At 69.1% G+C, this 24,708-nt stretch carries 24 protein-coding genes; 4 read left to right on the top strand and 20 right to left on the bottom strand.

Annotation, left to right across the window (positions count from 1 at the left end):
• Positions 1–48: 48 nt before the first annotated feature.
• The 3 genes from infB to nusA form a co-directional block, all read right to left on the bottom strand.
• The gene (gene infB / locus P5G59_RS16465) at positions 49–2,805 is read right to left on the bottom strand and encodes a translation initiation factor IF-2 (RefSeq protein WP_301220085.1); all 2,757 of its coding nucleotides are present in this window, start codon (positions 2,803–2,805) and stop codon (positions 49–51) included.
• Positions 2,806–2,909: 104 nt separating this feature from the next.
• Complete coding sequence (locus P5G59_RS16460) at positions 2,910–3,161, bottom strand: YlxR family protein (RefSeq protein WP_301220084.1); 252 nt, start codon at positions 3,159–3,161, stop codon at positions 2,910–2,912.
• An 89-nt stretch (positions 3,162–3,250) separates the two neighbouring features.
• Entirely contained in the window at positions 3,251–4,258 is a 1,008-nt protein-coding gene (gene nusA, locus P5G59_RS16455; protein WP_301220083.1) for a transcription termination factor NusA, read from the bottom strand.
• A 167-nt stretch (positions 4,259–4,425) separates the two neighbouring features.
• Between nusA and P5G59_RS16450 the strand changes: the two genes are divergently transcribed.
• Positions 4,426–5,814, top strand: a complete 1,389-nt coding sequence (locus tag P5G59_RS16450) for a hypothetical protein (RefSeq protein ID WP_301220082.1) — start codon at positions 4,426–4,428, stop codon at positions 5,812–5,814.
• Positions 5,815–5,884: 70 nt separating this feature from the next.
• Positions 5,885–6,676, top strand: a complete 792-nt coding sequence (locus tag P5G59_RS16445; protein WP_301220081.1) for a DUF1206 domain-containing protein — start codon at positions 5,885–5,887, stop codon at positions 6,674–6,676.
• Positions 6,677–6,686: 10 nt separating this feature from the next.
• Here P5G59_RS16445 and P5G59_RS16440 read toward each other — a convergent pair whose 3' ends face one another.
• The 4 genes from P5G59_RS16440 to P5G59_RS16425 are packed head-to-tail and all read right to left on the bottom strand — an operon-like array spanning position 6,687 to position 12,046.
• Positions 6,687–8,666, bottom strand: coding sequence for an ABC transporter ATP-binding protein (locus P5G59_RS16440; protein ID WP_301220080.1), 1,980 nt, complete (start codon positions 8,664–8,666; stop codon positions 6,687–6,689).
• Positions 8,667–8,678: 12 nt separating this feature from the next.
• On the bottom strand, positions 8,679–10,412 hold the full coding sequence (locus P5G59_RS16435; RefSeq protein WP_301220079.1) for an ABC transporter ATP-binding protein: 1,734 nt from the start codon (positions 10,410–10,412) through the stop codon (positions 8,679–8,681).
• Positions 10,403–11,032 carry a TetR/AcrR family transcriptional regulator gene (locus P5G59_RS16430; RefSeq protein ID WP_301220078.1) on the bottom strand — a complete coding sequence of 210 codons (630 nt, stop codon included), beginning with the start codon at positions 11,030–11,032 and terminating at the stop codon, positions 10,403–10,405. The genes P5G59_RS16435 and P5G59_RS16430 overlap by 10 nt, the downstream gene beginning before the upstream one ends.
• Positions 11,033–11,077: 45 nt before the next feature.
• Positions 11,078–12,046, bottom strand: coding sequence for an aldo/keto reductase (locus tag P5G59_RS16425; protein ID WP_301220077.1), 969 nt, complete (start codon positions 12,044–12,046; stop codon positions 11,078–11,080).
• A 132-nt stretch (positions 12,047–12,178) separates the two neighbouring features.
• On the opposite strand from P5G59_RS16425, the gene P5G59_RS16420 reads away from it, so the two are divergent.
• On the top strand, positions 12,179–12,676 hold the full coding sequence (locus P5G59_RS16420) for a methylated-DNA--[protein]-cysteine S-methyltransferase (RefSeq protein WP_301220076.1): 498 nt from the start codon (positions 12,179–12,181) through the stop codon (positions 12,674–12,676).
• Positions 12,673–13,332, top strand: coding sequence for a DNA-3-methyladenine glycosylase I (locus tag P5G59_RS16415; RefSeq protein ID WP_301220075.1), 660 nt, complete (start codon positions 12,673–12,675; stop codon positions 13,330–13,332). Before P5G59_RS16420 ends, P5G59_RS16415 begins: the two co-directional genes overlap by 4 nt.
• Before the next feature lie 493 nt (positions 13,333–13,825).
• Here P5G59_RS16415 and P5G59_RS16410 read toward each other — a convergent pair whose 3' ends face one another.
• The 13 genes from P5G59_RS16410 to P5G59_RS16350 all read right to left on the bottom strand — a co-directional run bounded on the left by P5G59_RS16410 (position 13,826) and on the right by P5G59_RS16350 (position 24,656).
• On the bottom strand, positions 13,826–14,638 hold the full coding sequence (locus P5G59_RS16410; protein ID WP_301220074.1) for a YaaA family protein: 813 nt from the start codon (positions 14,636–14,638) through the stop codon (positions 13,826–13,828).
• Between the two features lies 1 nt (position 14,639).
• Positions 14,640–15,206: a P-loop nucleotide/nucleoside kinase family protein gene (locus P5G59_RS16405; RefSeq protein WP_301220073.1), complete on the bottom strand. Its 567-nt coding sequence runs from the start codon at positions 15,204–15,206 to the stop codon at positions 14,640–14,642.
• Between the two features lies 1 nt (position 15,207).
• A complete protein-coding gene (locus tag P5G59_RS16400; protein ID WP_121259883.1) occupies positions 15,208–15,468 on the bottom strand; it encodes a F0F1 ATP synthase subunit epsilon in 261 nt (86 codons plus the stop codon).
• 1 nt (position 15,469) lies between these two features.
• On the bottom strand, positions 15,470–16,930 hold the full coding sequence (gene atpD, locus P5G59_RS16395) for a F0F1 ATP synthase subunit beta (RefSeq protein WP_301220072.1): 1,461 nt from the start codon (positions 16,928–16,930) through the stop codon (positions 15,470–15,472).
• A 25-nt stretch (positions 16,931–16,955) separates the two neighbouring features.
• Positions 16,956–17,855, bottom strand: a complete 900-nt coding sequence (locus tag P5G59_RS16390) for a F0F1 ATP synthase subunit gamma (protein ID WP_064111457.1) — start codon at positions 17,853–17,855, stop codon at positions 16,956–16,958.
• Positions 17,856–17,890: 35 nt separating this feature from the next.
• The gene (gene atpA / locus P5G59_RS16385; RefSeq protein WP_301220071.1) at positions 17,891–19,528 is read right to left on the bottom strand and encodes a F0F1 ATP synthase subunit alpha; all 1,638 of its coding nucleotides are present in this window, start codon (positions 19,526–19,528) and stop codon (positions 17,891–17,893) included.
• 22 nt (positions 19,529–19,550) lie between these two features.
• Positions 19,551–20,342 (bottom strand): F0F1 ATP synthase subunit delta, encoded by a 792-nt coding sequence (locus tag P5G59_RS16380; RefSeq protein ID WP_301220070.1) that lies wholly within the window; start codon positions 20,340–20,342, stop codon positions 19,551–19,553.
• A complete protein-coding gene (locus P5G59_RS16375; RefSeq protein WP_175336470.1) occupies positions 20,342–20,899 on the bottom strand; it encodes a F0F1 ATP synthase subunit B in 558 nt (185 codons plus the stop codon). Before P5G59_RS16375 ends, P5G59_RS16380 begins: the two co-directional genes overlap by 1 nt.
• A gap of 31 nt (positions 20,900–20,930) precedes the next feature.
• A complete protein-coding gene (gene atpE / locus P5G59_RS16370) occupies positions 20,931–21,152 on the bottom strand; it encodes an ATP synthase F0 subunit C (protein WP_064111451.1) in 222 nt (73 codons plus the stop codon).
• 51 nt (positions 21,153–21,203) lie between these two features.
• Complete coding sequence (gene atpB, locus P5G59_RS16365; RefSeq protein WP_301220069.1) at positions 21,204–22,001, bottom strand: F0F1 ATP synthase subunit A; 798 nt, start codon at positions 21,999–22,001, stop codon at positions 21,204–21,206.
• A 173-nt stretch (positions 22,002–22,174) separates the two neighbouring features.
• Complete coding sequence (locus tag P5G59_RS16360) at positions 22,175–22,681, bottom strand: Cg1360 family ATP-synthase-associated protein (protein ID WP_301220068.1); 507 nt, start codon at positions 22,679–22,681, stop codon at positions 22,175–22,177.
• Positions 22,678–23,967 (bottom strand): MraY family glycosyltransferase, encoded by a 1,290-nt coding sequence (locus P5G59_RS16355; protein WP_301220067.1) that lies wholly within the window; start codon positions 23,965–23,967, stop codon positions 22,678–22,680. Before P5G59_RS16355 ends, P5G59_RS16360 begins: the two co-directional genes overlap by 4 nt.
• On the bottom strand, positions 23,964–24,656 hold the full coding sequence (locus tag P5G59_RS16350) for an L-threonylcarbamoyladenylate synthase (RefSeq protein WP_301220066.1): 693 nt from the start codon (positions 24,654–24,656) through the stop codon (positions 23,964–23,966). The genes P5G59_RS16355 and P5G59_RS16350 overlap by 4 nt, the downstream gene beginning before the upstream one ends.
• Positions 24,657–24,708 lie beyond the last annotated feature (52 nt).

Genomic DNA, 24,708 nt, shown 5'->3' with positions numbered 1-24,708 from the left:
TTTCGGGGCAAGAAGGCCGGTGGCTTCAGCCACCGGCCTTCGCTCCGATTACACCCGAGGCTTCTCGCGAAGCTCCGTCGTCTCGATCTCGTCGCCCACCTGGATGTCGTTGTACTTGCCGAGGCCGATACCGGCCTCGAAGTCCGTACGGACCTCCGTGACGTCGTCCTTGAACCGGCGCAGCGACTCGATGGCGAGGTTGTCCCCCACCACGACGCCGTCGCGGATGACGCGCGCCTTGGCGTTGCGCGTGATCGTTCCGGACCGGACGATGACACCGGCGATGTTGCCGAACTTCGAGGAGCGGAACACCTCGCGGATCTCGGCCACACCGGACTGGACCTCTTCGAACTCGGGCTTGAGCATGCCCTTGAGCGAGTTCTCGATGTCCTCGATGGCGTTGTAGATGACCGAGTAGAACCGGACGTCCACACCCTCGCGGGCCGCACGCTCGCGCGCCTTCACGTCCGGGCGGACGTTGAAGCCGATCACGATCGCGTTGTCGATGGTCGCCAGGTCGATGTCCGACTCGGTGATCGCGCCGACACCGCGGTGCAGGATGCGCAGGGACACCGACTCGTCGACCTCGATCTTCATGAGCGACTCCTCCAGCGCCTCCACGGCACCGGACACGTCGCCCTTGATGATGAGGTTGAGCGCCTCGACCTTGCCCTCCTCCAGGGCCCGGGTGAAGTCCTCGAGCGAGATGCGCTTGCGGGCCTTCGCCAGCTGCGCGTTGCGCTCCGCGGCCTCGCGCTTCTCGGCGATCTGCCGGGCCGTGCGGTCCTCCTCGGTGACGATGAAGACGTCGCCGGCGCGCGGGACGCTGGAGAGACCCTGCACCTGCACCGGACGCGACGGGGCGGCCTCGAAGACGGCGTCGCCGTTCTCGTCGGCCATCGCACGCACACGGCCGTAGGCGGTACCCGCCACGATCGCGTCGCCGACCCGGAGCGTTCCGGACTGGATGAGCACGGTCGCCACGGCGCCGCGGCCCTTGTCGAGCTTCGCCTCGATCGCGACACCGCGTGCGTCCTTGTTCGGGTTCGCACGAAGATCGAGACCGGCGTCGGCGGTCAGCAGCACGGCGTCGAGCAGGTCGTCGATGCCGACGTTGTTGCGGGCCGAGACGTCGACGAACAGGACGTCGCCGCCGTACTCCTCCGCCACCAGGCCGAACTCGGTGAGCTGCTGACGGACCTTCGCCGGGTTGGCGTCGGGCTTGTCGATCTTGTTCACCGCGACCACGATCGGCACGTTCGCCGCCTGGGCGTGGTTCAGCGCCTCGATGGTCTGCGGCATGATGCCGTCGTCCGCCGCGACCACGAGGATCGCGATGTCGGTGACCTGCGCACCGCGGGCACGCATGGCGGTGAACGCCTCGTGACCCGGGGTGTCGATGAAGGTGATGGCACGCTCGATACCGTCGTGCTCCGTCCACACCTGGTACGCACCGATGTGCTGGGTGATGCCGCCGGCCTCGCCCGCGACGACGTTCGCGTTGCGGATGGCGTCGAGGAGGCGCGTCTTACCGTGGTCGACGTGACCCATGACGGTGACGACCGGGGGCCGGATCTCGAGGACGTCGTCGGACTCCCCCTCGAGCTCTGCGTCGAGGTCGATGTCGAAGCCTTCGAGCAGCTCGCGGTCCTCGTCCTCGGGCGAGACGACCTGGATCTTGTAGCCCAGCTCCTCGCCGAGCACCTCGAAGGTGGCCTCGTCGAGCGACTCGGTCGCGGTCGCCATCTCGCCCAGGTGGAAGAGGACGGTGACCAGCGACGCGGGGTTCGCGTCGATCTTGTCGGCGAAGTCCGAGATCGAGGAGCCACGACGCAGCCGGATGACGGTGTCGCCGTTGCCGCGGGGAACGCTCACGCCGCCCAGCGACGGAGCTTCCCGCATCTCGAATTCCTGGCGCTTCGCGCGCTTCGACTTGCGGGCCTTGCTCTTGCCGCCACCGCGGCCGAACGCACCGGCCGTGCCGCCGCCCGGTCCACGACCGCGACCGCCGCCGCCACCGGGGCGCGGGCCGCCGAAGCCGCCGCCCGGACGCTGGAAGCCGCCGGCCCCTGCGCCCGCACCGCCGCCGCTGCCGGGGCGCTGCTGGAAGCCGGGACGACCGCCGCCACCGCCGCCGGGACGACCGGGACGGTTGCCGCCGCCCTGGCCGGGCGCGCCGATACGGGGCGCACCGGGACGCGGCGGGGTCGGACGCGGGATGTTGCCGGGACTCGGGCGCTGGCCCATGCCCTGCGACGACGAGAAGGGGTTGTTGCCGGGGCGCGGCGGGCGCTGCCCCATCCCCTGGTTCGACGAGTACGGGTTGTTGCCGGGGCGCGGAGCGCTCGGGCGCGGGATGCTGCTCCCGCCGGGGCGCGGCGCCGCGGGCTTCGTGGCGTCGGGGGTCGCGGCCTTCGCCTGAGCGCCGGACGTGCCCGCAGAAGCCTTGTCGGCAGCGGCCTTCTCGGCGGCGGCCTTCTCGGCAGCGGCCTGCCGCTCGGCGACCGACATCGGCGCCTGCGGCTTCGGGCCGGCGTCCGCCTCGGGCGCGCTGGGCGCCTGCGGGCGGGGAGCCGCGGGACGCGGCGCCTGGGACGGCGCCTTCGGTGCGGCGGTCGCCTTGTCGGCGGACGGCTTCGCACCCTCGGCCTCCAGGGCGGCACGCAGCTTGCGGGCTACCGGGGGCTCGATGCTGGAGGACGGTCCCTTGACGAACTCGCCCATCTCCTTGAGCTTCGCGAGCGCGACCTTGCTGTCGACGCCGAGCTCGCTCGCGACCTCATGTACGCGTGGTTTTGCAGCCACAATTCTCCTGTCTGGGGCCCACCCCGGACAGGGGCAGGCGTTAGTAGCGGACGGATCTCATTTCGAGCCGCTCATCGGTTGTCACTCATGTGAAGTCAACTTCTTCAGCCTGTTCTAATGAATTGCGACCGGATGGCCGCGGTGTCGATGGTCCCCTCCACGCGAAGCGCCCGCCCGAAGGCCCGGCGCTTCTCTGCGAGGTCGAGACACTCGACGACCGGATGCATCCACGCGCCCCGTCCCGGCTGGGTGGCGGACGGGTCCGCCACGAGTACCGATTGCTGGACGACGACCCTCAGAAGAGAGGACCGGGGAGCGCGAGAACGGCATCCGACGCACGTTCTGACGGGTTCCATCCTACTCCTTCCGAAAAGCGATTGCGGCCGTCCGGAACAGTTGCGCGTGATCGAGCACGCGCAGACGTTCCGAACGGCCGCAGTCGTCGTCAGTCGCGGTCGAGGATCGAATCCGGCTGGATGTCGATCTTCGCGCCCGTCAGCTTCGCAGCGAGGCGGGCGTTCTGGCCCTCCTTGCCGATGGCGAGGGACAGCTGGTAGTCGGGCACCAGGGCACGGACGGCCTTCAGCGACTCGTCGATGACGAACGCACTGGTGACCTTCGCCGGGCTCAGGGCGCTGGAGACGAACGTCGCCAGGTCGGGCGAGTAGTCGACGATGTCGATCTTCTCGTTGTTGAGCTCGGCGGTCACCGCGCGGACGCGCTGGCCGAGCTCCCCGATGCAGGCGCCCTTCGCGTTCACGCCCGGCTCGGTGGCGCGCACCGCGATCTTGGTGCGGTGCCCGGCCTCACGGGCCAGCGAGACGATCTCCACGACCCCGCTCGCGATCTCCGGCACCTCGAGCGCGAACAGCTTGCGCACCAGTGCGGGGTGGGTGCGCGACACGGTGATCGACGGACCCTTCGGCCCCTTCGTCACGCTCGTCACGTACACGCGGATGCGCGACCCGTGGGCGTACTCCTCGCCCGGCACCTGCTCCTCCGGCGGGAGGATGGCCTCCACCGAGCCCAGGTCGACGTGGATCATCCGCGGGTTCGGCCCCTGCTGGATGACGCCGGCGACGATGTCGCCCTCACGACCGCGGAACTCGCCGAGCACCGCGTCGTCGGCGATGTCGCGCAGCCGCTGGTTGATCACCTGCTTGGCCGCGAAGGCCGCGATCCGGCCGAAGTCGCTCGGGCTGTCCTCGGCCTCGCCGATCACGTTGCCCTCCTCGTCCCGCTCGGGGACGTAGACGGTGACATGCCCGGTCTTGCGGTCGAGGTGCACGCGCGCGGCCGGCGGCTGGTCGCTGTGACCGTGCCGGTGGTCGGCCTGGTTGGTGTGCTTCAGATACGCGGTCAGGATGGCCTGCTCGATGATCTGAACCAGCTCGTCGAACGGGATCTCCTTCTCGCGCTCCATCAGACGCAAGACGCTGAGGTCGATGTCCATGCCGGCCTCCTCTGTTCAGATCTCGCCGCCGCGTGGCGACGCGGCGGACTCAAACCTCTAGGGTACCCGAGATTCGCCTCGACTCGAACGGCGCCCCGCGACCGATCACACGCACCATGCACCGGCAGCTAGTAACTGATATGAATATTGAAAGGTGTTCGTCAAGGATGTCGGACGCCAGTGAGGAGTTCGTCATGTGGAGCGTGAAGAGCGCCGTACGCTGGATCGCCGGCGTCGCAGTCGCCGGCGTGATCGTCGCCGGCACGGTTCAGTACAGTCCCCCGGCCCGGGCCGACATCATTCTCGGGAACGGCGTCCACTGGATATCGCCGGACCGCATCCGGCAGATGTCCGTCGATGAGCTCCTCGACTGGTCCAAGATCCAGTTCGAGGCCGTCGTCCAGGCGAACGGCTCGTACGGCGGCGTCGGCGAAGAAGACGACAAGGCCTTCGTCGGCCTGCCCGGCACCCGCGAGGTGCTCAACGCGACGAAGGCCGTCGGCGTCGGCGACTTCGGAGGCGTGCTCTTCGACGGCGTCGCGTTCGTCGGTTGGACGAAGTCGTTGCGGACCGCATTCGGCGAGGACACCTCCAACCTGGAGACGGCCGCGACCCTAACCGCCATGATCCCCGTCCTCGGGGAGGTGCTCGGGCTCGCGGTGGCCATCAAGGACGGCGACAAGACCGAGATCGCCGCCAACGCGGTCGCGCTGGTGGCGTCGGTGCTCGCTTTCGCCTCCTCCGACCCCGCCGTCGCTTTGACGATCGGGCTCGTCGGGCTGCTCATCGTCTCGTTCATCCACGCGTTCTCGATGCCCGATCCGTCCCCGATCGCGATGGAACACCTCAAGCAGCACCGCGACGAGGCGTTCGCCCGGATGATCGACGACCTGGCCGCCGACTACGTCAAGGTCATGTCCGAGTCGTTCGCCGTGTCGCAGGGCCAGCAGGTGATCGCCGCGGGACTGGCCGCCGCGTCGCTCGACCGCAATGCCGAGATCGCCGCGAAGGCCGACCCGGCGCGCGCGACGAGCCTCCGGGAGGAGGCGACGGTCGCGAAGGCCGCACTGCAGTCGGACCTGCAGGCGTCGCTGGACGTCCAGCGCGCCAACCTGCAGGCGGGGGTCAAGGCCGCCTTCCGCGAGCTCGTCAAGACGGAGGTGGCGAAGCCGGAGACGGTGAAGACGGTCACCGACACGGTCTTCCCGCTGTACGAGGGGAACGGCGGCTACGCCTGGGACGCCGGCACGGGGAAGGTCACCCCGGGCTGGGTGTACTTCGCCGCCGAGGCGGGCGAGCAGTACTACTGCCTGCACGAGCGGGGCCTGGACTACAAGGAGCGCACCGCCGCCGACTTCGCCGCGGGCGCCGACCTCCAGGACTGCGACAGAGTGATCTATGCCATGAACGCCACCTACGTCCCGAACGTGAAGGCGCTTCGCAGCATCCCGCTCCCGACGCCATCGGACCAGGTGCTCGACGCGGCGGTCGACACCGCGCTCGCGAACGAGCAGACCAGGAAGAACCTGACCGTGTTCACGATCCCCGCGCTGTGACCCGCTGATCGCCCGGCGTTCGGGGCGGGACGGATTCCGCCCGCCCCGAACGCCGGGTACCGTTCACAGCATGACCTCCCCCACCCGGGTCGCCTCCCGAGTCGAGCGCTCCCCCGCCGTCCGCGTCCTCGCCCGCGTCGGGCTCGCCGCGATCGGCATCCTGCACATCCTGATCGGCGTGATCGCCCTGGCCGTCGCGGCAGGCGCCGGCGGCAACGCGGACCAGTCGGGCGCCCTTCAGGCACTCGTCGCCGTGCCGGGCGGGCTCTTCGTGCTGTGGGCGGTCATCGTCGGGCTCATCTTCCTCTCGCTCTGGCAGATCCTGCAGGCCGTCACCGCGCACAAGCCGGGCCAGAAGGTCACCGAGGCCGCCAAGTGCGTCGTCTACGCGGCGCTGGCCGGCATCGCGATCTCGATCGCGGGAGGCGGCAGGCACAACGCGTCGTCCTCCGAGAAGACGGCGAGCGCGCAACTGCTCGGGATGCCGGGCGGCGTCTTCCTGCTCGCCGCGATCGGCCTGGTGGTCGTCGCCGTCGGCGTCGTCTTCGTCGTCAACGGCGTCACCCACCGCTTCGAGCGCGACCTCCGGCTGCCGCCGAACCGCTGGGCGACCGTGACCACCACCCTCGGCCGCGTCGGGTACGTCGCCAAGGGCGTCGCCCTGGTCATCGTCGGCGGCCTCGTGGTCTTCGGCGCCATCACATCGGACCCGGAGAAGGCCGGCGGGCTCGACGGCAGCCTGAAGGCGCTCATCCAGGTGCCGTTCGGTGTGTTCCTCCTTGTGCTGATCGCGCTCGGGCTGATCGCCTACGGCGTCTTCTGGTGCGTGCGCGCCTACGCGTCGCGCCTCGCCGACCCGTGAGCCTCCGGTTCTACTCACCCGCCCCGGCGAACTGCGCGTTGTAGAGCGAGTAGTACGCCCCGCCGCGCGCCAGCAGCTCGCTGTGCGTCCCCTGCTCGACGATGCTGCCCGCCTCCATCACCAGGATGAGGTCGGCATCGCGGATGGTCGACAGCCGGTGCGCGATGACGAACGACGTGCGGTCGGCCCGCAGCGCGCTCATCGCCTTCTGCACCAGCAGCTCGGTGCGGGTGTCGACCGACGAGGTCGCCTCGTCGAGGATCAGCACGCTCGGCCGCGCCAGGAACGCGCGGGCGATGGTCAGCAGCTGCTTCTCGCCCGCGGAGATGTTCGAGCCTTCGTCGTCGAGCACGGTGTCGTAGCCGTCGGGCAGCGAGTGCACGAACCGGTCCACGTAGGTGGCCCGGGCCGCGTCCAGCATCTCCTCCTCCGTGGCGTCCGGCCGGCCGTACAGGATGTTGTCGCGGATGGTGCCCTTGAACAGCCAGGTGTCCTGCAGCACCATGCCCATCCGGCTGCGCAGGTCGTGCCGGGTCATGCTCGCGATGTCGACGCCGTCGAGCGTGATGCGGCCGCCGTCGAGCTCGTAGAAGCGCATCATCAGGTTGACCAGTGTCGTCTTGCCCGCGCCGGTGGGCCCGACGATCGCCACGGTCTGGCCCGGCTGGGCGACGAGCGACAGGTGCTCGATCAGCGGAGTGTCCTCGACGTAGCGGAACGAGACGTCCTCGAACGCCAGCAGTCCGCGCGTCCCCTCCGGGCTCGCAGGCCGCTGCGGGTCGGCCGACTGCTCGTCCGCGTCCAGCAGCTCGAACACCCGCTCCGCGCTCGCGACGCCCGACTGCAGCAGGTTCGCCATCGACCCGAGCTGGGTGAGCGGCTGCGTGAACTGACGGGAGTACTGGATGAACGCGGTCACGTCGCCGAGCTGCATCATCCCGCTGGCGACCTGGAGGCCGCCGACGACCGCGATCGCGACGTACATCAGGTTCCCGACGAACATCATCGACGGCATGATGAGCCCCGAGATGAACTGTGCGCCGAAGCTCGCCCGGTACATCTCCTGGTTCTTCTCCCGGAAGCGCGCCTCCACCTCGCGATGGCGGCCGAACACCTTCACCAGCGAGTGGCCGGTGAAGGCCTCCTCGATCTGGCCGTTCAGCTCGCCGGTGTGGCGCCACTGCGCGACGAACAGCTTCTGCGAGCGCTTGGCGATCAACGTCGTGATGACGAGGGTGAGCGGGATGGTCACGAGCGCGATGACCGCGAGCAGCGGCGAGATCACGAACATCAGCACGACGACGCCGACCACGGTCAGGAGGGACGTGAGCAGCTGGCTCATCGTCTGCTGCAGCGACTGCGAGATGTTGTCGATGTCGTTCGTGACGCGGCTGAGCAGCTCGCCGCGCTGCATCCCGTCGAAGTACTTCAGCGGCAGGCGGTGGAGCTTGTCCTCCACGTCCGCGCGCAGCCGGTACACCGTGCGCTGGGTGATGCCGTTCAGCACGTACGCCTGCAGGTAGCTGAACAGGGAGGACAGCACGTAGAGGGCGAGCACCCAGAGCAGCGTCTGGCCGACGGCCGTGAAGTCGATGCCGGCGCCCGGGGTGAACGTGGTGCCCGAGAGCAGGTCGGCGAACTGGTTCTGGCCCTGCGCACGGAGACCCTGGATGACCTGCTGCTGCGTCATCCCCTTCGGGAACTGCAGCGAGAGGGCGCCGGCGAACACGAGGTTGACCGCGTTGCCGAGCAGCTTCGGCCCGAGCACGGCGAACGCCACCGAGATCACCGCGAGCACCGTCACGGCGACCAGGGCGAGGCGCTCCGGCCTCAGGCGGCCGAGCAGCCGTTTGGCGCTCGGCCCGAAGTTCAGCGACTTCTGGACGGGCATCCCCATCCCGCCGAACGGGCCGCCTCCTCCCGGTCCGCGGCGGACGGGGGGTCCGGGAGGGCCCGCGGTCCGGGCCGGTGCCGTCGTCTTCTCGCTCATCCCCTGCTCTCCTTACGCCGCGTCCTGGGCGGCGAGCTGCGACGACACGATCTCCGCGTACGTCGGGTTGCTCTCCACGAGCTCGTCGTGCGTGCCGGTGCCGACCACCCGGCCGTCCTCCAGCACGATGATCTGGTCCGCATCCACGATCGTCGACACCCGCTGGGCGACCACGATCATGGTCGCGCCGGCGACGTCCCGGGCGAGGGCGGACCGCAGCCGGGCGTCCGTCGCCGTGTCGAGCGCCGAGAACGAGTCGTCGAAGACGTAGATCTCGGGCTTGCGCACCAGCGCCCTCGCGATCGCCAGGCGCTGCCGCTGTCCGCCGGAGACGTTGGTGCCGCCCTGCGCGATCGGCGCCTCCAGCTTCTCGGGCATCGCCTCGACGAAGTCGCGCGCCTGCGCGACCTCCAGGGCGTGCCACAGCTCGTCGTCGGTCGCGTCCGGGTTGCCGTAGCGCAGGTTGGAGGCGACCGTGCCGGAGAAGAGGTAGGGCTTCTGCGGCACGATGCCGATGCGCGACCAGAGCAGCTCGGGGTCGAGCTCGGCGACATCCACGCCGTCGACCAGGACGATGCCGCTGGTTGCGTCGAACAGCCGAGGGATGAGGTTCACCAGCGTGGTCTTCCCCGCGCCGGTGCTGCCGATGATCGCCGTGGTCCTGCCGGGGTGCGCCAGGAAGGTCACATCCGTGAGCACGGGATGCTCGGCTCCGGGATACGAGAAGCCGACGTCGACGAACTCCACGGTCCCGTGGGCGCTCACCTCGGTGACCGCGTCGTCGGCCGCGCGGACGGACGGCTCGGTGCCGAGCACCTCTCCGATGCGGTCGGCGCAGACGGAGGCCCGGGGCACCAGCACGGCCATCATCGTCGACATCATCACGCCCATCAGGATCTGCATGAGGTACTGCAGGAACGCGGTCAGCGTCCCGATCTGCAGCGAGCCCTCCTGCACGCGGAAGGCGCCGAACCAGATCACCGCGACGCTCGACACGTTGAGCACGAGCATGACGATGGGGAACATCAGCGCGAACAGGCGCCCGGCCTTCAGCGCGGTGTCGGTCACCTCGTCGTTCGCGACCCGGAACCGTGTCGTCTCGACGTCCTCCCGCACGAACGCACGTACGACCCGAATGCCGCTCAGCTGCTCCCGCAGCACGCGGTTGACCCGGTCGATGCGGTCCTGCATGCGCCGGAACAGCGGCACCATGCGCGCGATGATGATGCTCACCGCCACCAGCAGCGCCGGGACGCTGACGGCGATGAGCCAGGAGAGGTCCAGATCCTGCTGCATGGCGAGCACGATGCCGCCGACGGCCAGGATGGGCGCGGAGACCAGCAGCGTGCAGGTCATCATGACGAGCATCTGCACCTGCTGCACATCGTTGGTGTTGCGCGTGATCAGCGACGGCGCGCCGAAGGCCGAGACCTCGCGCTCGGAGAACTCGCCGACGCGATGGAAGATCGCCTCCCGCAGGTCGCGGCCGACCAGCATGGCGACCTTCGCGCCGAAGTAGACCGCCGTGATGGCGCAGGCGATCTGCACGAGCGTGACGCCGAGCATCTCCGCCCCCACCGACAGGATGTAGCCGGTGTCGCCCTTGGCGATGCCGTTGTCGGTGATCGCGGCGTTCAGGGTCGGCAGCCAGAGCGACAGCAGCGACTGCGCGAGCTGGAAGAACACGACCCCGATGAGGAGGGGCCAGTGCGGCCGGAGGAACCGGCCGAGCAGTCTCAGGAGCATGATGCCTCCGTCGGGGTGATCGGGAAGGTGACGTGCGGGGAGGTGCCGGCGATGCCCACGAGCACCATCCGGGCGAGGTCGTCGATGCTGAACTCGATCCCCTCGTTGAGCGCCGGGAACGCCGACGAGAAGGTGATCAGGCGCAGCAGGTGCGCCACGCGCTCGGGCGGCCAGTTGAGCTCGCGCGTCTCCGGCTCGAGGACGCGCGCGATGATCCGGGCGAACTCGCCGCGCTCCTGCGGGACCGGCGGACGCTGCGGACCGATCACCGGCATCAGCCGCATCACTTTCTGGAACCGCTCGCGCAGCAGGTACAGGATGGCGCGCACCTTGTTCTCGAGCGGAAGCGCCGGGTCGATGCTCCGCAGGGCCTCGCGCAGCGGTTCGGGGTCGAGGTACTTCTCGATGGCCGCCTGCACCAGGCTCTCCTTGTCGCCGAAGGCGCGGAAGATCGTGCCCTCGGCGATGCCCGCCGCCTCGGCGATCTGGCGCGAGGTCATGCCGCGGCCGTGCTCCAGGAGCAGCGGGATGACGGCATCGACGATCATCGCCTTGCGGTCGTCGGCCGCCATCGGCTGGGCGCGCGTGCGCGGGGCCTCGGTCTGGGCGTCGCTGGTCACGCGCACACTTTACGCGGAGTGAGTGCTCACTCACAAGCCTTGGACCTAGGCGACGGCGAAGATCTCCGAGATCGCGGCGACCTCGTCGGGCGTCGGCTGCCACGCCGTCGCGGCCTCGGCGTTCGCGACGATCTGCTCCGGCTTGGTGGCGCCGGCGATGACGCTCGTCAGGCCGGGCTGAGCGAGCAGCCAGGCGAAGGTGGCGGCCAGCATCGAGACGTCGCGGTCGTCGCAGAACGCCTGGAAGCGCTCGATCCGATCCCACGGAGCCTCGTCGAGCAGGTGCTTGCGCAGCTGCATGATGCGACTGTCGGCCGGGCCGCCCTCCCGCGTGAACTTGCCGGTGAACAGCCCGTTGTAGAGCGGGAAGTACGGCAGGAAGCCCAGGCCGTAGCGGTTCACCGCCGGCAGCACCTCGCGCTCGGCGTCGCGCACCAGGAGGCTGTACTCGTTCTGGGCCGAGACGAACTTCGGGTGGCCGCCCAGCTGTGCGGTGAACTCGGCCTCGGCGATCTCCCAGCCGGACAGGTTCGAGTGCCCGATGTAGCGGATCTTGCCCTCGGCGATGAGGTCGTCGAGCGTCGCCAGCGTCTCCTCGATCGGAGTGTGCGGGTCGGGACGGTGCAGCTGGTACAGGTCGATCCAGTCGGTGCGCAGGCGGCGCAGCGAGCTCTCGACCGCGAGGCGGATGTAGCGCCGGGAGCCGCGGACGCCCCAGTCCGGTCCGTTGGCGCCGGCCATGTCCATCCCGAACTTGGTGGCGAGCACGATCCTGTCGCGCTTACCCTCGAGCGCCTTGCCCATGAGCGTCTCGGAGAGGCCGCGCTCCTTGCCGTAGATGTCGGCGGTGTCGAAGAACGTGACGCCCGCGTCGATGGCCGCGCCGATGACCGCGTCGGTGCCCTCCTGCGTCTCGGTCGCGGTGTCCTTGCGGCCGAAGTTGTTGCAGCCTAAGCCGACTGTGGAGACGATCAGTCCGGAGCGTCCGAGGGTGCGGTATTCGATGTTCGCCATGCTCCGAGTCTAGGCACGGCGGCGGGGCCCTCCGGCGCCGGTTTCCCGTCGACAGTCGGCGCCCGCGGCGAGTTATCCCCAATGTCCGATTCCCGCGAGTGCCAGGTCGGTGGTCCGCCCTAGAGTCGACCCATGAGCAGTTCCTTCGCCTACCTCCTCCGCACGACCAGCCCCATCGGCCGGCTCGAGCTCACCAGCGACGGCACGGCCGTCACGTCGCTCTCGATCGAGCGCGGCGGCAGCCTGCCGCTCGACGACCATCCGGAACGCAGCACCGCGGTGCTCGACGACGCCGCGGCACAGTTGGCCGAGTACTTCGCGGGGTCGCGTCGCGCGTTCGACGTGCCGGTCCGGCTGCAGGGCACGCCGTTCCGCCAGGCGGTGTGGCAGCGGCTGGCCGAGCTCGAATTCGGCACGTTCGTGTCGTACGGCGAGCTGGGCGCGTCCCTCGGCCACGCCGGGTACGGGCGTGCGATCGGCGGAGCGGTCGGGGCCAACCCGATCCCCATCATCGTCGGCTGCCACCGGGTGCTCTCGTCGAGCGGGCGGGTCACCGGGTACAGCGGCGGCGAGGGCGTCCCCACCAAGCTGTGGCTGCTCGAGCACGAAGGGATCCTGCTGGCGGCATGAGCGCGACGACCGAACCCACCGTGCCCGACGCGCCCTCTGCCCCCGCTGCGCCCGCCACCGCCGAGCGCGAGGTGCTCATCGTCGGCGACGACGGCCGAGCCCGCTGCGCCTGGTCGGCGAGCGACCCCGAGTACCGCCGCTACCACGACGAGGAGTGGGGCCGACCGCAGCACGACCCGCGGGCCCTCTACGAGAAGCTGTGCCTGGAGGGATTCCAGGCGGGCCTCTCGTGGATCACGATCCTGCGCCGGCGCCCGGCCTTCCGCGAGCTCTTCCTCGGGTTCGATCCCGTGAAGGTGGCCGCAATGACCGAGGTCGACGTGCAGCGGCTGCTGCAGGACGCCCGCATCATCCGCCACCGCGGCAAGATCGAGGCGACCATCTCCAATGCGCGCGCGGTGCTCGACCTCGACCTGCCGCTCGAGGAGCTGATGTGGAGCTTCGCTCCCTCGCCGCGCACGGGCGCCCGCCCGCGCTCCTGGAGCGACCTCCCGGCCGTCACCCCGGAGTCGACCGCGCTCAGCAAGGAGCTGCGCCGTCGTGGTTTCCGCTTCGTCGGTCCGACCACCATGTACGCCCTCATGCAGGCGACCGGCATGGTCGACGACCACGTCGAGGGCTGCTTCGTCGTCGAGGAGGTCGAGGCGCGCTCCTGACGCGCCCGCGTCGCCCCCGCGTCCCCGCCCGCGACTGCGGTGCTAGGGAACGAGTGCGGGTGCGCGAGCAGGCGCCGTCGCTCCCGCGCACCGCAGTTACCCTCTCCGGACCGCGACTGCGACTGCGGTGCTAGGGAACGAGTGCGGGTGCGCGAGCAGGCGCCGTTGTCCCGGCGGACCGCAGTCACCGCGACGGATGGACCGAGAGAGTCGGGCCGACGGCGGATGTGGCTCCGCGCCGGATTCTCGCTGGTGAAGCGCCACCGCTCGTGCCCGACCGCAGGCGGATTCTCGGGTGCTCCACGCTCCAGCACGGAAACGGCGTATGGGGATGACACGCCGGCCTCCACACGTCGGCCCGACTGGTGAGGACGACAGGATCGCACCAGGTGCGCCCACGCCTCGGATCAGTGATCCTCTCTCTTGCTTGTGAGCTTATCTCATTTTTCGTTCGTGCACCACTGAGAGTTCGCCGTGTTTCCGGCCGGGGCGCTCACGCGCGAAGAGTCGCCATCAGCCGCCCGGGCTTGCCCCGCACCTCGGGCACCACCAGCTCCAGGTCCCGGGATGCCGGGTCGCTCACGTGCCGCAGTTCGTACCCCTCCGCCGCGGCCCACTCGAGCAGCTCCTCGGTCGAGCCGAACCCGGCGCCGGCCTCCACGAGCGCCCGGGTCAGCAGGCCCTTCGCCTGCTTGTTGAAGTGGTTGAGCGCGCGCACGTGCCCGTTCGCATCCCGCGCCAGCACGCGCACGTAGTGCGCCCCCGGCCGATCCGGGAGTGGGGCGAGGGCCGCGTAGCCCTCAGACCGCAGGTCGAGCAGCAGGTCCTCCCGCTCCGCCAGGGCCTCCGCACCGGCAGCGGCCCAGCGCTTCTTCAGCGAGGGCGTTCCGCGGGCGAGCGACAGCCGGGAGTCGAACGAGAGACGGTACGCGGGCACGGGATCGGCCGCACCCACCAGTCCGAGCAGGGCCGACTGCACAGCGACCGACTCGGCGGCCACCGACCAGTCCTCGTCCGAGAGCGAGCCGGCGTCCAAGGCGTCGTAGAGCACACCCGTGTACCGCTCGAGCGCCCGCATCGTCGGCGATGCGCGGATGGCGCGGTTGCGGTCCACTTCGCCCGCCTGCTTCGGGCCCAGCTTCAGGGCGCGCACGGCGGCCTCCCGGTCGGCCGCGAGCGACACGACCACGTCCACCACCTCGCGGCGGACCGCGTTCAGCGTCGGGAAACGCAGACGGTCGAGGGCGAGCGGCGACCCCGCTCCCCCGTCCCTCTTCGTCTCGGAGGGCGGGAGCAGGATGAGCACGCTAGCCCTCCAGGAAGCGCAGCGCCGTGTCGACGTTCTCGCCGAGCGGGGCAGCGGTGTCGAGGGTGACGCGCGGCAGCGAGCCGCAGGCGCCCTTCCACTCGTCGTACTCGTCGGTGCTCTGCTCCACCGCGACGCCCGAGTAGGCGGCGGCGTCGCCGGTGCGCTTCGAGAGGCGCTCCTCGTGCAGGGCGTCGTCGGAGCAGACCGTCTCGACGACACGAAGCTTCACGTCGCACCGCTCCGCCAGGTCGCGCCACTGCAGGCGCGCCGGCTCCACCGCGTTGACCGCGTCGACGACGACGGAGTGACCGGAGAGCAGCACCTGCTCCGCCATGGTCTCCGCCACCAGGTAGGCCGCGAGTCCGGTCGGCTGGTCGGAGTCGATCCCCGCGCGGAGGATCGAGGCCTCGATCGGGTCCACCGAGATCACCGTCGCGCCGAGGCGGCCGGCCACGATCTCCGCAATGGTGGACTTGCCGGAACCAGGAAGCCCCGCCATCGTCACCAGTATCGGGACACGCATGTCTCCGAACTGGCGCTCCAGCGGGGCTCCCTGCTCAGGCATGTCAGACCAGCTCGGCCTGACGGGCCACGATGGTGACCGTGTTGTTCTCGACGGAGAGGAAGCCGTCGTCGGCGTTCGCCGCGATCGACTCGCCCCCGTTCAGGGTGACGCGCACCTCGCCCTCGGCGAGGATGGCCAGCAGCGGCTCGTGGCCGGGCAGGATACCGATCTGCCCCTCCACGGTCCGGGCCACGACCATGCTCGCCTCGCCCGACCACACCTCGTGGTCGGCGGCGACGACGCTCACGTTGAGGACAGCCATGTCAGCCGTTCTCCTTCTGGATCTGCGCCCACTTCTCCTCGACGTCGGAGATCGCACCGACGTTGAAGAACGCCTGCTCGGCGACGTGGTCGAACTCGCCCTTGGCGATCGCGTCGAACGACTCGATGGTGTCCTTCAGCGGGACGGTCGAGCCCTCCACACCGGTGAACTTCTTCGCCATGTAGGTGTTCTGCGAGAGGAACTGCTGGATGCGGCGCGCACGCGACACCGTGATCTTGTCCTCCTCCGACAGCTCGTCGACACCGAGGATCGCGATGATCTCCTGCAGCTCCTTGTTCTTCTGGAGGATCTGCTTGACCGTGGTCGCGACGCGGTAGTGGTCGGCGCCCAGGTAGCGGGGGTCGAGGATGCGCGAGGTCGAGGTCAGCGGGTCGACGGCCGGGTACAGGCCCTTCGACGCGATCTCACGGGAGAGCTCGGTCGTGGCGTCGAGGTGCGCGAACGTGGTCGCCGGCGCCGGGTCGGTGTAGTCGTCGGCGGGGACGTAGATCGCCTGCAGCGAGGTGATCGAGTGACCACGGGTCGAGGTGATGCGCTCCTGGAGGAGACCCATCTCGTCGGCCAGGTTCGGCTGGTAGCCCACCGCGGACGGCATGCGGCCGAGCAGCGTCGACACCTCGGAGCCCGCCTGCGTGAAGCGGAAGATGTTGTCGATGAACAGCAGCACGTCCTGCTTCTGCACGTCGCGGAAGTACTCCGCCATCGTCAGCGCCGACAGGGCGACGCGCAGACGCGTCCCCGGCGGCTCGTCCATCTGGCCGAAGACGAGGGCGGTCTTGTCGAAGACGCCCGCCTCCTCCATCTCGTGGATGAGGTCGTTGCCCTCACGGGTGCGCTCGCCGACGCCGGCGAACACGGACACACCGCCGTGGTCCTGCGCGACGCGCTGGATCATCTCCTGGATGAGGACCGTCTTGCCGACGCCCGCACCACCGAAGAGGCCGATCTTGCCACCCTGCACGTACGGGGTGAGCAGGTCGATGACCTTGATGCCGGTCTCGAACAGCTGGGTCTTGGACTCGAGCTGGTCGAACGCCGGCGGGTTGCGGTGGATCGGCCAGCGCTCGGTGATCTCGATCGTCTCGCCCGGCTCCGCGTTGAGCACGTCGCCGGTGACGTTGAACACCTTGCCCTTGGTCACGTCGCCCACGGGCACCGAGATCGGCGCACCGGTGTCGCGCACCTCGCCGCCGCGGACCAGGCCGTCGGTCGGCTTCAGCGCGATGGCGCGGACCAGGTCGTCGCCGAGGTGCTGTGCGACCTCGAGCGTGATCTCGGTCGACTCCTCGCCGATCGTGATCGTGGTCTTCAGGGCGTTGTAGATGCCCGGGATCGCGTCGTGCGGGAACTCGATGTCGACGACCGGGCCGGTCACACGCGCGATGCGCCCGACGCCCGGCTGCGCGGTCGAAGCCTGGGCTTCGGCGGTAGCGGTAGTCATGATTGTTATCTCTCTCGTAGACGTTTTACTTGGCCGAGCTCAGCGCGTCCGCGCCGCCGACGATCTCGGAGATCTGCTGGGTGATCTCCGCCTGACGGGCGTTGTTCGCAAGACGCGTGTAGTCGGTGATGAGCTTGTCGGCGTTGTCGCTCGCGGCCTTCATCGCCTTCTGCGTCGCGGCGTGCTTGGAGGCGGCCGACTGCAGCATCGCGTTGAAGATGCGGCTCTCGATGTAGACGGGGAGCAGCGAGTCGAGCACCGTCCCCACGTCGGGCTCGAACTCGTAGAGCGGCAGGACCTGCGTGCGGTCCGGCTCCTCCACGCCCTCGACGACCTCCAGGGGGAGCAGGCGGACGACCTGCGGCTCCTGGGTCAGCATGCTGACGAAGCGGTTGTAGATGATGTGGATCTCGTCCACGCCGCCGTCGGACGCGTCGCGCAGGAAGGACTCCAGGATCGCGTCAGCGACCTCCTTCGCCTGCTCGAACTCCGGGGCGTCCGTGTTGCCGGTCCAGACCCGCTCGAACGCGCGGCGGCGGAAGCTGAAGTAGCCCTGCGCCTTGCGGCCGATCAGGAAGTACACGACCTCCTTGCCCTGGCTGCGCAGCAGCTCGGCGAGCTTCTCCGACTCCTTGAGCACGTTCGAGTTGAACGCTCCCGCGAGACCGCGGTCGGAGGAGAAGATGACGATCGCTGCGCGCTCGATCTTCTCGGGCTCGGTGGTCAGCACGTGGTCGACGTTCGAGTACGTCGCCACCGCCGACACCGCGCGCGTGATCGCGCGGGCGTACGGCGAGCTGGCGGCGACTCGCGCCTGCGCCTTCTGGATGCGGGAGGCGGAGATCAGCTCCATCGCACGGGTGATCTTCTTGGTCGTCTGGGCAGACCTGATCTTCTGCCGGTAGACCCGAAGCTGTGCTCCCATGTGTCTCCTCTTTACCTAACTGTCCTCGGCCGCGCTCAGCGCTTGGCCTTGACGATGCGCTCCTGGTCGACCTCGTCCTCGTCGATGGCCTCGAACTCCTCGCGTCCGACCGAGGCGAGCGGCTTGCCCTCGCCCGTCTGGAACTCGAGCTTGAACGCGTCCACCTCGGAGTCGAGCTTCGCGACCGTGTCGTCGTCGAGGACGTTGGTCTCGCGGAGCGTCGTCAGGATGTCGGTGTTGCGGCGCAGGTGGTCGAGCAGCTCCGACTCGAAGCGCAGGACGTCCTCGACTGCCACCTCGTCGAGCTTGCCGTTGGTGCCGGCCCAGATCGAGACGACCTGCTCCTCCACCGGGTACGGCGAGTACTGCGGCTGCTTGAGCAGCTCGGTGAGGCGGGCGCCACGGGCGAGCTGACGACGGCTGGCGGCGTCGAGGTCGGACGCGAACATCGCGAACGCCTCGAGCGAGCGGTACTGCGCCAGCTCCAGCTTCAGCGTGCCGGAGACCTTCTTGATCGACTTCACCTGCGCGTCGCCGCCGACTCGGGAGACCGAGATGCCGACGTCGACCGCGGGACGCTGGTTGGCGTTGAAGAGGTCGGACTGCAGGAAGATCTGGCCGTCGGTGATCGAGATCACGTTGGTCGGGATGTACGCCGAGACGTCGTTCGCCTTCGTCTCGATGATCGGCAGACCGGTCATCGAGCCGGCGCCCAGCTCGTCGGAGAGCTTGGCGCAGCGCTCCAGCAGGCGGGAGTGCAGGTAGAAGACGTCGCCCGGGTAGGCCTCGCGTCCCGGCGGACGGCGGAGGAGGAGCGACACGGCCCGGTACGCCTCGGCCTGCTTCGACAGGTCGTCGAAGACGATGAGGACGTGCTTGCCGCCGTACATCCAGTGCTGGCCGATCGCCGAGCCGGTGTAGGGGGCGAGGTACTTGAAGCCGGCCGGGTCGGAGGCCGGGGCCGCGACGATGGTGGTGTACTCCATCGCACCGGCGTCCTCGAGCGCGCCCTTCACCGAGGCGATGGTCGAGCCCTTCTGGCCGATGGCGACGTAGATGCAGCGGACCTGCTTGTTGACGTCGCCCGACTCCCAGTTGGCCTTCTGGTTGATGATCGTGTCGATCGCGATCGCCGTCTTGCCGGTCTGGCGGTCGCCGATGATGAGCTGGCGCTGGCCGCGGCCGACCGGGATCATCGCGTCGATGGCCTTGATGCCGGTCTGAAGCGGCTCGTGCACCGACTTGCGCTGCATGACGCCGGGGGCCTGGAGCTCGAGTTCGCGGCGGCCCTCGCTGGCGATCTCACCGAGGCCGTCGATCGGGTTGCCGAGCGGGTCGACCACACGGCCGAGGTAGCCGTCGCCGACCGGGACGGAGAGGACCTCGCCGGTGCGGGTCACCTCCATGCCCTCGACGATCTCGTCGTACTCGCCGAGCACCACGACGCCGACCTCGTTCTCGTCGAGGTTCTGGGCGAGGCCCAGGGTGCCGTTGGCGAAGCGGATGAGCTCGTTCGCCATGACGCTGGGGAGGCCCTCGACGTGCGCGATGCCGTCGGAGGCGTCGATGACGTGACCGATCTCGGTCGCCTCTGCGGTGGCCGGCTCGTACTTGTTGACGAAGTCCTTGAGCGCGTCGCGGATCTCGTCGGGGCTGATCTGGATGTCTGCCATTGTGATTCCTATCTTGAGGCGGTCAGCCCGCCAGCTGAAGCCGGAGTTCGGCCAGACGCGATGCGATGCTTCCATCGATGACGTCGTCACCGATCTGTACGCGCAATCCGCCGATGATCGAGGGGTCGACGACCTGGTTGAGCTTGAGGTCGCCGTAGGTGGCGCTGAGCACGGAGCGCAGGCGCTCGGCCTGGGCGTCGGGCAGCGGGGCCGCGGCGTAGACCGTCGCGATGGTCAGGCCCTCCTGGGCCGCCACGACGCGGGCGGCCGCACGGAGCGACTCGCGGATGCTGCGACCGCGCGGCTGCTCGACGAGCTGCCGCACGATGGCGACCGTCTCCTTCGACGCCCGCCCGGAGAGCAGACGCTCGACGAGGGCGACCTTGGAGTCGCTCGTCGCGAGCTTGCTGCGCAGCGCCAGCTCGAGCTGCGCGTCGGAGGTCACGGCGCCTCCGAAGGTGAACAGCTCCCCCACGACGTCGACGTTCCGCGGCGCGGAGGCGGCGATCGCCCGGAACCCGAGCTCCTCGATCGCGGCGAGCAGGTCGTCGTGGGACGACCAGCGCTGCGCGACGATCACGCCCAGCAGCGAGACGGCGGGCTCCGACAGCGAGGCGAAGACGCGCTTCACGAGCGCGGCCTTGCCCTCCGCGTCGGCCGTGGGGTCGCTGAGGACGGCTCGGAGCTGGGCGGAGTCGGCGACGACTCGTCCTGCGGCGAACAGGTCCTCGGCCGTCGCCAGATCGGCCTTGGATCCCAGGTCGGCGAGCGCCGACACGGACCGGGCCAATGCTTCTCTGGTGGCGCTTCCCATCAGTTGCCCGATCCTGCCTTCTGCTGGTCGGCCTCGAGGTCCGCGAGGAAGCGGTCCACGATCGCCTGGGCGCGCTTGTCCTCGTCGAGCGACTCGCGCACGACGGTCGACGCGAGGTCGATCGCGAGCGAGCCGACCTCGCCGCGCAGCTGGACGAGCGCCGTCTGGCGCTCCGCCTCGAGCTGGGCCTGGGCCTGCGCGGTCACGCGGGCGGCCTCGGCCGTCGCGGTCTCGCGGGCCTCCGCGACGATCTTCTGACCGTCGTTGCGGGCGGTCTCGCGGATCTTCGCGGCCTCGGCGCGCGCGTCGGCGAGCTGGGCGGTGTACTGCTCCAGCAGCTCCTCCGCCTTGCGCTGCGCCTCGTCGGCCTTCTCGATGTTGCCTTCGATCGCCTCTGCACGCTCATCCAGCAGCTTCTTCATACGCGGAAGCACGAGCTTCCAGAAGAAGAACAGGATGACGATGAAGCAAATCAGCGCACCGATGATGTCCGGCCACGCCGGAATGAGCGGATTGTGCTGCTCCTCCGCCGCGGCGATCACCACACCGTTGAGCATGGTTCCTCCTTACCGAGTGAGAAAAGAGGACTCAGACGAAGATGAAGTAGGTAGCGATACCGATGAAGGCGAGCGCCTCGGTGAACGCGATACCGATGTACATCAGGACCTGGAGACGGCCGGCCAGCTCGGGCTGACGGGCCACGCCCTCGATGGTCTTGCCGACGACGATGCCCACGCCGATGGCCGGGCCGATGGCGGCGAGGCCGTAACCGACGGTGGCGATGTTGCCGTTGATTGCAGCGATGTCCACGTTGTGTGTTTCCTTCCGTGATGGCGATCCGTGCGGGTGCGCGGATCGTTCTTAGTGTTCCTCGGCGACTGCCAGCTGGATGTAGACAGCGGTGAGCAGTGCGAAGACGTAGGCCTGCAGGACTGCGACCAGGATCTCGAAGAGCGTGAAGACGAACCCGAAGGCGAAGGTACCGATGCCGAAGAGCGACCACCAGCCGCCCGCGGTGAAGAAGAAGAACGTCGTCGCAGTGAAGAACAGGACGAGCAGCAGGTGTCCGACGACCATGTTCATGAGCAGTCGGAGGGTCAGCGTGATCGGACGCAGGATGAAGGTCGAGACGAACTCGATCGGCGTCACGATGATGTAGAGGAACCACGGAACGCCGGGCGGGAAGAGCGCGTTCTTGAAGAAGTTCGCCGGGCTCTTCTTGATGCCCGCGTAGATGAAGGTCACGTACGCGACGATCGCGAGCAGCAGCGGGACCGCGATGACCGAGGTGCCCGCGATGTTGAGGAAGGGGATGATGCCGGTGATGTTGAAGAACAGCACCATGAAGAAGATGGTGGTCAGCAGCGGCAGGAACCGGCGCCCGTCCTTCTTGCCGAGCAGGTCTTCCGCGATGTTGACGCGCACGAAGTCGAGCCCCATCTCGACGACCGACTGGAAGCGGCCGGGGATGAGCTTCATCCGGCGCGTGCCGAGCCAGAAGATGAGGATCAGCGCGATCGTGGCGAGGAGACGCACGACGATGATGCGGTTGAACTCGAGGCCACCGATGGTGAACAGGGTCGGGGGGAAGAACTCGTTGATCGAGGGACCCTGGAAGCTTCCATCTTCGGAGCTTGCGGCCTGGACCAGCAGGTTCACAGCGTTAGCTAACAGCGCTATCTCCTGTTTCGGGGCGTCGAGCTCAGAGCTCTCGCGACGACGAACGTTTGGACACCCTGCACTACTCGCGCTACGGGTTTCTTCGCGCGAACGGGTGGGGGATCACTGACAACTCTACAAGAGTTTTCAGCCCATAACGAATTGGATACGGGTCAGCGCTTCTCACCGGGGAGGGTGACGTCGCTGGCGTAGGGGACGCGGGATCGGAACACCACGATCATGTCGACGACGAGCGATCCGATCACCCCCGCGATGAGGCTGAGGAACAGCACGACGGGGTTGATCCACGGCTGGTCCCGCAGCAGGATCGCGAGCACCAGGAACAGCACGAACTTCACGATCCAGCCGCCCAGCACGATGCCGAAGAACAGGCCGACGAAGAGGTCGGAGCCGATGAAGCGGTTCGCGATCAGGATGCTGAGCGCCGTGATCGAGAGGAACACGGCTGCCATCGCGGTGCCGATCAGGGCGCTCGTCACGCCGACCCAGCCGGCGAAGAGGCCGCCGAGCAGCATCCCGACGATCGCGATGGCACCGGCCAGGATGAGGCCGTACTTCAGGACGTCGCGCAGCACGGGCGTCGAGGTCGGCTGGGCGGCGGGGCGGGCCGGCCGGGGGGCGCGGGCGCCGGCGGGCGCGCCGTCCGGGTGGTCGGTCATCGGGTCTCCTCGGTGAGCGTCTGCTCGTCGGTGGTGGTGGTGGTGGTGCGGCCGTCGGCGGCCGCGCGGGCCGCTGCCGCGGCCGTGCGCTCGCTCGCGGCGTCGAGCTGGTCGTAGCGGGCCGTCTCGGCCGCCTCGCGGCTGCCCGCGGGCGCGAGCTCCGCGACGGCCTCGTTCGCCTTCCTCCGGCTCAGCGGAGCCAGCGTGAAGGCGGTGCAGACGACCAGCCCGATGGCGACGAACACGATCGCCATCCAGTACGGGTCGAAGAAGAACAGCAGGCAGCCGATCGAGAGCACCGCCGTCCACGCGTAGAAGATCAGCACCGCGTGCAGGTGCGTGTGCCCCATGTCGAGCAGGCGGTGGTGCAGGTGCTTGCGGTCGGCGCTGAACGGCGACTTGCCCGCCCGGAGGCGCCGGATGACGGCGAGACCGAAGTCGAGCAGCGGCACGATCAGCACGGCGAACGGCAGGATGATCGGGATGAACGCGGGCACCAGCGACGACCGGCCGAGCGTCTGCAGGGTCTCCGGGTTGATGGTGCCCGTGACGGAGATCGCCGAGGTGGCCATCAGCAGGCCGATCAGCAGTGCGCCGGCGTCTCCCATGAACATCTTCGCCGGGTGCCAGTTCAGCGGGAGGAAGCCCGCGCAGGCGCCGACCAGGATCGCCGCGATCACGCCGGCGAGGCTGAAGTAGTTCTGCGGGCTGATCTCGCGCTGCAGCAGATACGTGTAGATGAGGAACGTGCCGTTCGCGATCAGGGCGACACCGGCGACGAGGCCGTCCAGTCCGTCGATGAAATTGATCGCGTTCATCACGAGCACGATCGCGAAGAGCGTGATGACGATCGACATGATGGGCGACCCCACGGTCAGCCCGCCGATCGGCAGCGAGTAGATCTGGACGCCGAGCCAGGCGATCAGGCCGGCGGCCACGAACTGGCCGGCGAGCTTCGTCATCCAGTCGAGGTCCCAGATGTCATCGGCGACACCGAGGACGACGATGAGCAGGGACGCGCCGAGGATGGCGAGGATCGGACCCTGATCGGAGAAGATCAGCGACAGGACGCCGAACTGGCTCGACAGCAGCCAGGAGACGCCGAACGCGACCAGGATGCCGAGGAACATCGCGACGCCGCCGAGCCGGGGCGTCGGCCGGGTGTGCACGTCGCGCGCCCGGATCTTCGGGTACAGCTTGTAGCGCATCGCCAGCTTGTAGACGACGAACGACATCCCGAACGTGATGACGGCCGAGATCAGGGCGAGGGCGAGGAGGAGGGTCACGGTACGGGAGCGTCCAAGGCGTCGCCCACGACCTCGCGCAGCCGGTCGGCGGAGATGACGCCGTGACGGAGGATGCGCAGCCCCCCGACGCCGGCGGCCAGGGCGGTCGCGTCCACGATGGTGGACGACGAGTCCTTGCCCTCGACGCGGTCGTAGGCGGAGCCCGCCTCTCCCCCGTCGAGGTACACGGAGATCGACTCGCCGAGCATCCCCTCCGCCTCGACGGCGGTGCGGGCGGCCGGGCGGCCGGTCAGGTTGGCGGACGAGACGGCGAGCGGGCCGGTCTCGCTCAGCAGCTCGAGCGCGATGGTGTTGTCGGGCATGCGCAGCGCGACGGTGCCCTTGGTCTCCCCCAGGTCCCACACCAGCGACGGGGAGGCCGGGAGCACGATGGTCAGCCCGCCCGGCCAGAAGGCCTTGACGAGCGCGTCCACCTCGTCCGGGACGGTCTCGGCCAGCGCCGCGAGCGTCGGGATGCCGGGCACCAGCACCGGCGGCGGCGACTGGCGGCCGCGTCCCTTCGCGTCGAGGAGCCGCTGCACCGCCGCGGGGCTGAAGGCGTCGGCGGCGACGCCGTAGACCGTGTCGGTGGGGATGACGACGAGTTCGCCGCGCCCGATCGCCGCACGGGCGAGGCGCATGCCGGTGAGCAGCTCGGAGTCGACCGAGCAGTCGTAGATGGGAGCCATGACGGCTCAATGATAGCCGGGGGGCGGACGCCCAGACTGGGAGGACGATACT

This window comes from Leifsonia virtsii (genome assembly GCF_030433675.1).
GTDB classification, from domain to species: Bacteria; Actinomycetota; Actinomycetes; order Actinomycetales; family Microbacteriaceae; genus Leifsonia; species Leifsonia virtsii.
This window is presented reverse-complemented; position numbering and strand designations above follow the sequence as displayed.

What these genes read in the sequence shown, in the direction of transcription:
- P5G59_RS16460 (WP_301220084.1), bottom strand. Translation starts at nt 3,161, where the DNA reads ATGGAACCCGTCAGAACGTGCGTCGGATGCCGTTCTCGCGCTCCCCGG.
- nusA (WP_301220083.1), bottom strand. Translation starts at nt 4,258, where the DNA reads ATGGACATCGACCTCAGCGTCTTGCGTCTGATGGAGCGCGAGAAGGAG.
- P5G59_RS16450 (WP_301220082.1), top strand. Translation starts at nt 4,426, where the DNA reads ATGTCGGACGCCAGTGAGGAGTTCGTCATGTGGAGCGTGAAGAGCGCC.
- P5G59_RS16445 (WP_301220081.1), top strand. Translation starts at nt 5,885, where the DNA reads ATGACCTCCCCCACCCGGGTCGCCTCCCGAGTCGAGCGCTCCCCCGCC.
- P5G59_RS16440 (WP_301220080.1), bottom strand. Translation starts at nt 8,666, where the DNA reads ATGAGCGAGAAGACGACGGCACCGGCCCGGACCGCGGGCCCTCCCGGA.
- P5G59_RS16435 (WP_301220079.1), bottom strand. Translation starts at nt 10,412, where the DNA reads ATGCTCCTGAGACTGCTCGGCCGGTTCCTCCGGCCGCACTGGCCCCTC.
- P5G59_RS16425 (WP_301220077.1), bottom strand. Translation starts at nt 12,046, where the DNA reads ATGGCGAACATCGAATACCGCACCCTCGGACGCTCCGGACTGATCGTC.
- P5G59_RS16420 (WP_301220076.1), top strand. Translation starts at nt 12,179, where the DNA reads ATGAGCAGTTCCTTCGCCTACCTCCTCCGCACGACCAGCCCCATCGGC.
- P5G59_RS16415 (WP_301220075.1), top strand. Translation starts at nt 12,673, where the DNA reads ATGAGCGCGACGACCGAACCCACCGTGCCCGACGCGCCCTCTGCCCCC.
- P5G59_RS16405 (WP_301220073.1), bottom strand. Translation starts at nt 15,206, where the DNA reads ATGCCTGAGCAGGGAGCCCCGCTGGAGCGCCAGTTCGGAGACATGCGT.
- P5G59_RS16400 (WP_121259883.1), bottom strand. Translation starts at nt 15,468, where the DNA reads ATGGCTGTCCTCAACGTGAGCGTCGTCGCCGCCGACCACGAGGTGTGG.
- atpD (WP_301220072.1), bottom strand. Translation starts at nt 16,930, where the DNA reads ATGACTACCGCTACCGCCGAAGCCCAGGCTTCGACCGCGCAGCCGGGC.
- P5G59_RS16390 (WP_064111457.1), bottom strand. Translation starts at nt 17,855, where the DNA reads ATGGGAGCACAGCTTCGGGTCTACCGGCAGAAGATCAGGTCTGCCCAG.
- atpA (WP_301220071.1), bottom strand. Translation starts at nt 19,528, where the DNA reads ATGGCAGACATCCAGATCAGCCCCGACGAGATCCGCGACGCGCTCAAG.
- P5G59_RS16380 (WP_301220070.1), bottom strand. Translation starts at nt 20,342, where the DNA reads ATGGGAAGCGCCACCAGAGAAGCATTGGCCCGGTCCGTGTCGGCGCTC.
- P5G59_RS16375 (WP_175336470.1), bottom strand. Translation starts at nt 20,899, where the DNA reads ATGCTCAACGGTGTGGTGATCGCCGCGGCGGAGGAGCAGCACAATCCG.
- P5G59_RS16360 (WP_301220068.1), bottom strand. Translation starts at nt 22,681, where the DNA reads ATGACCGACCACCCGGACGGCGCGCCCGCCGGCGCCCGCGCCCCCCGG.
- P5G59_RS16350 (WP_301220066.1), bottom strand. Translation starts at nt 24,656, where the DNA reads ATGGCTCCCATCTACGACTGCTCGGTCGACTCCGAGCTGCTCACCGGC.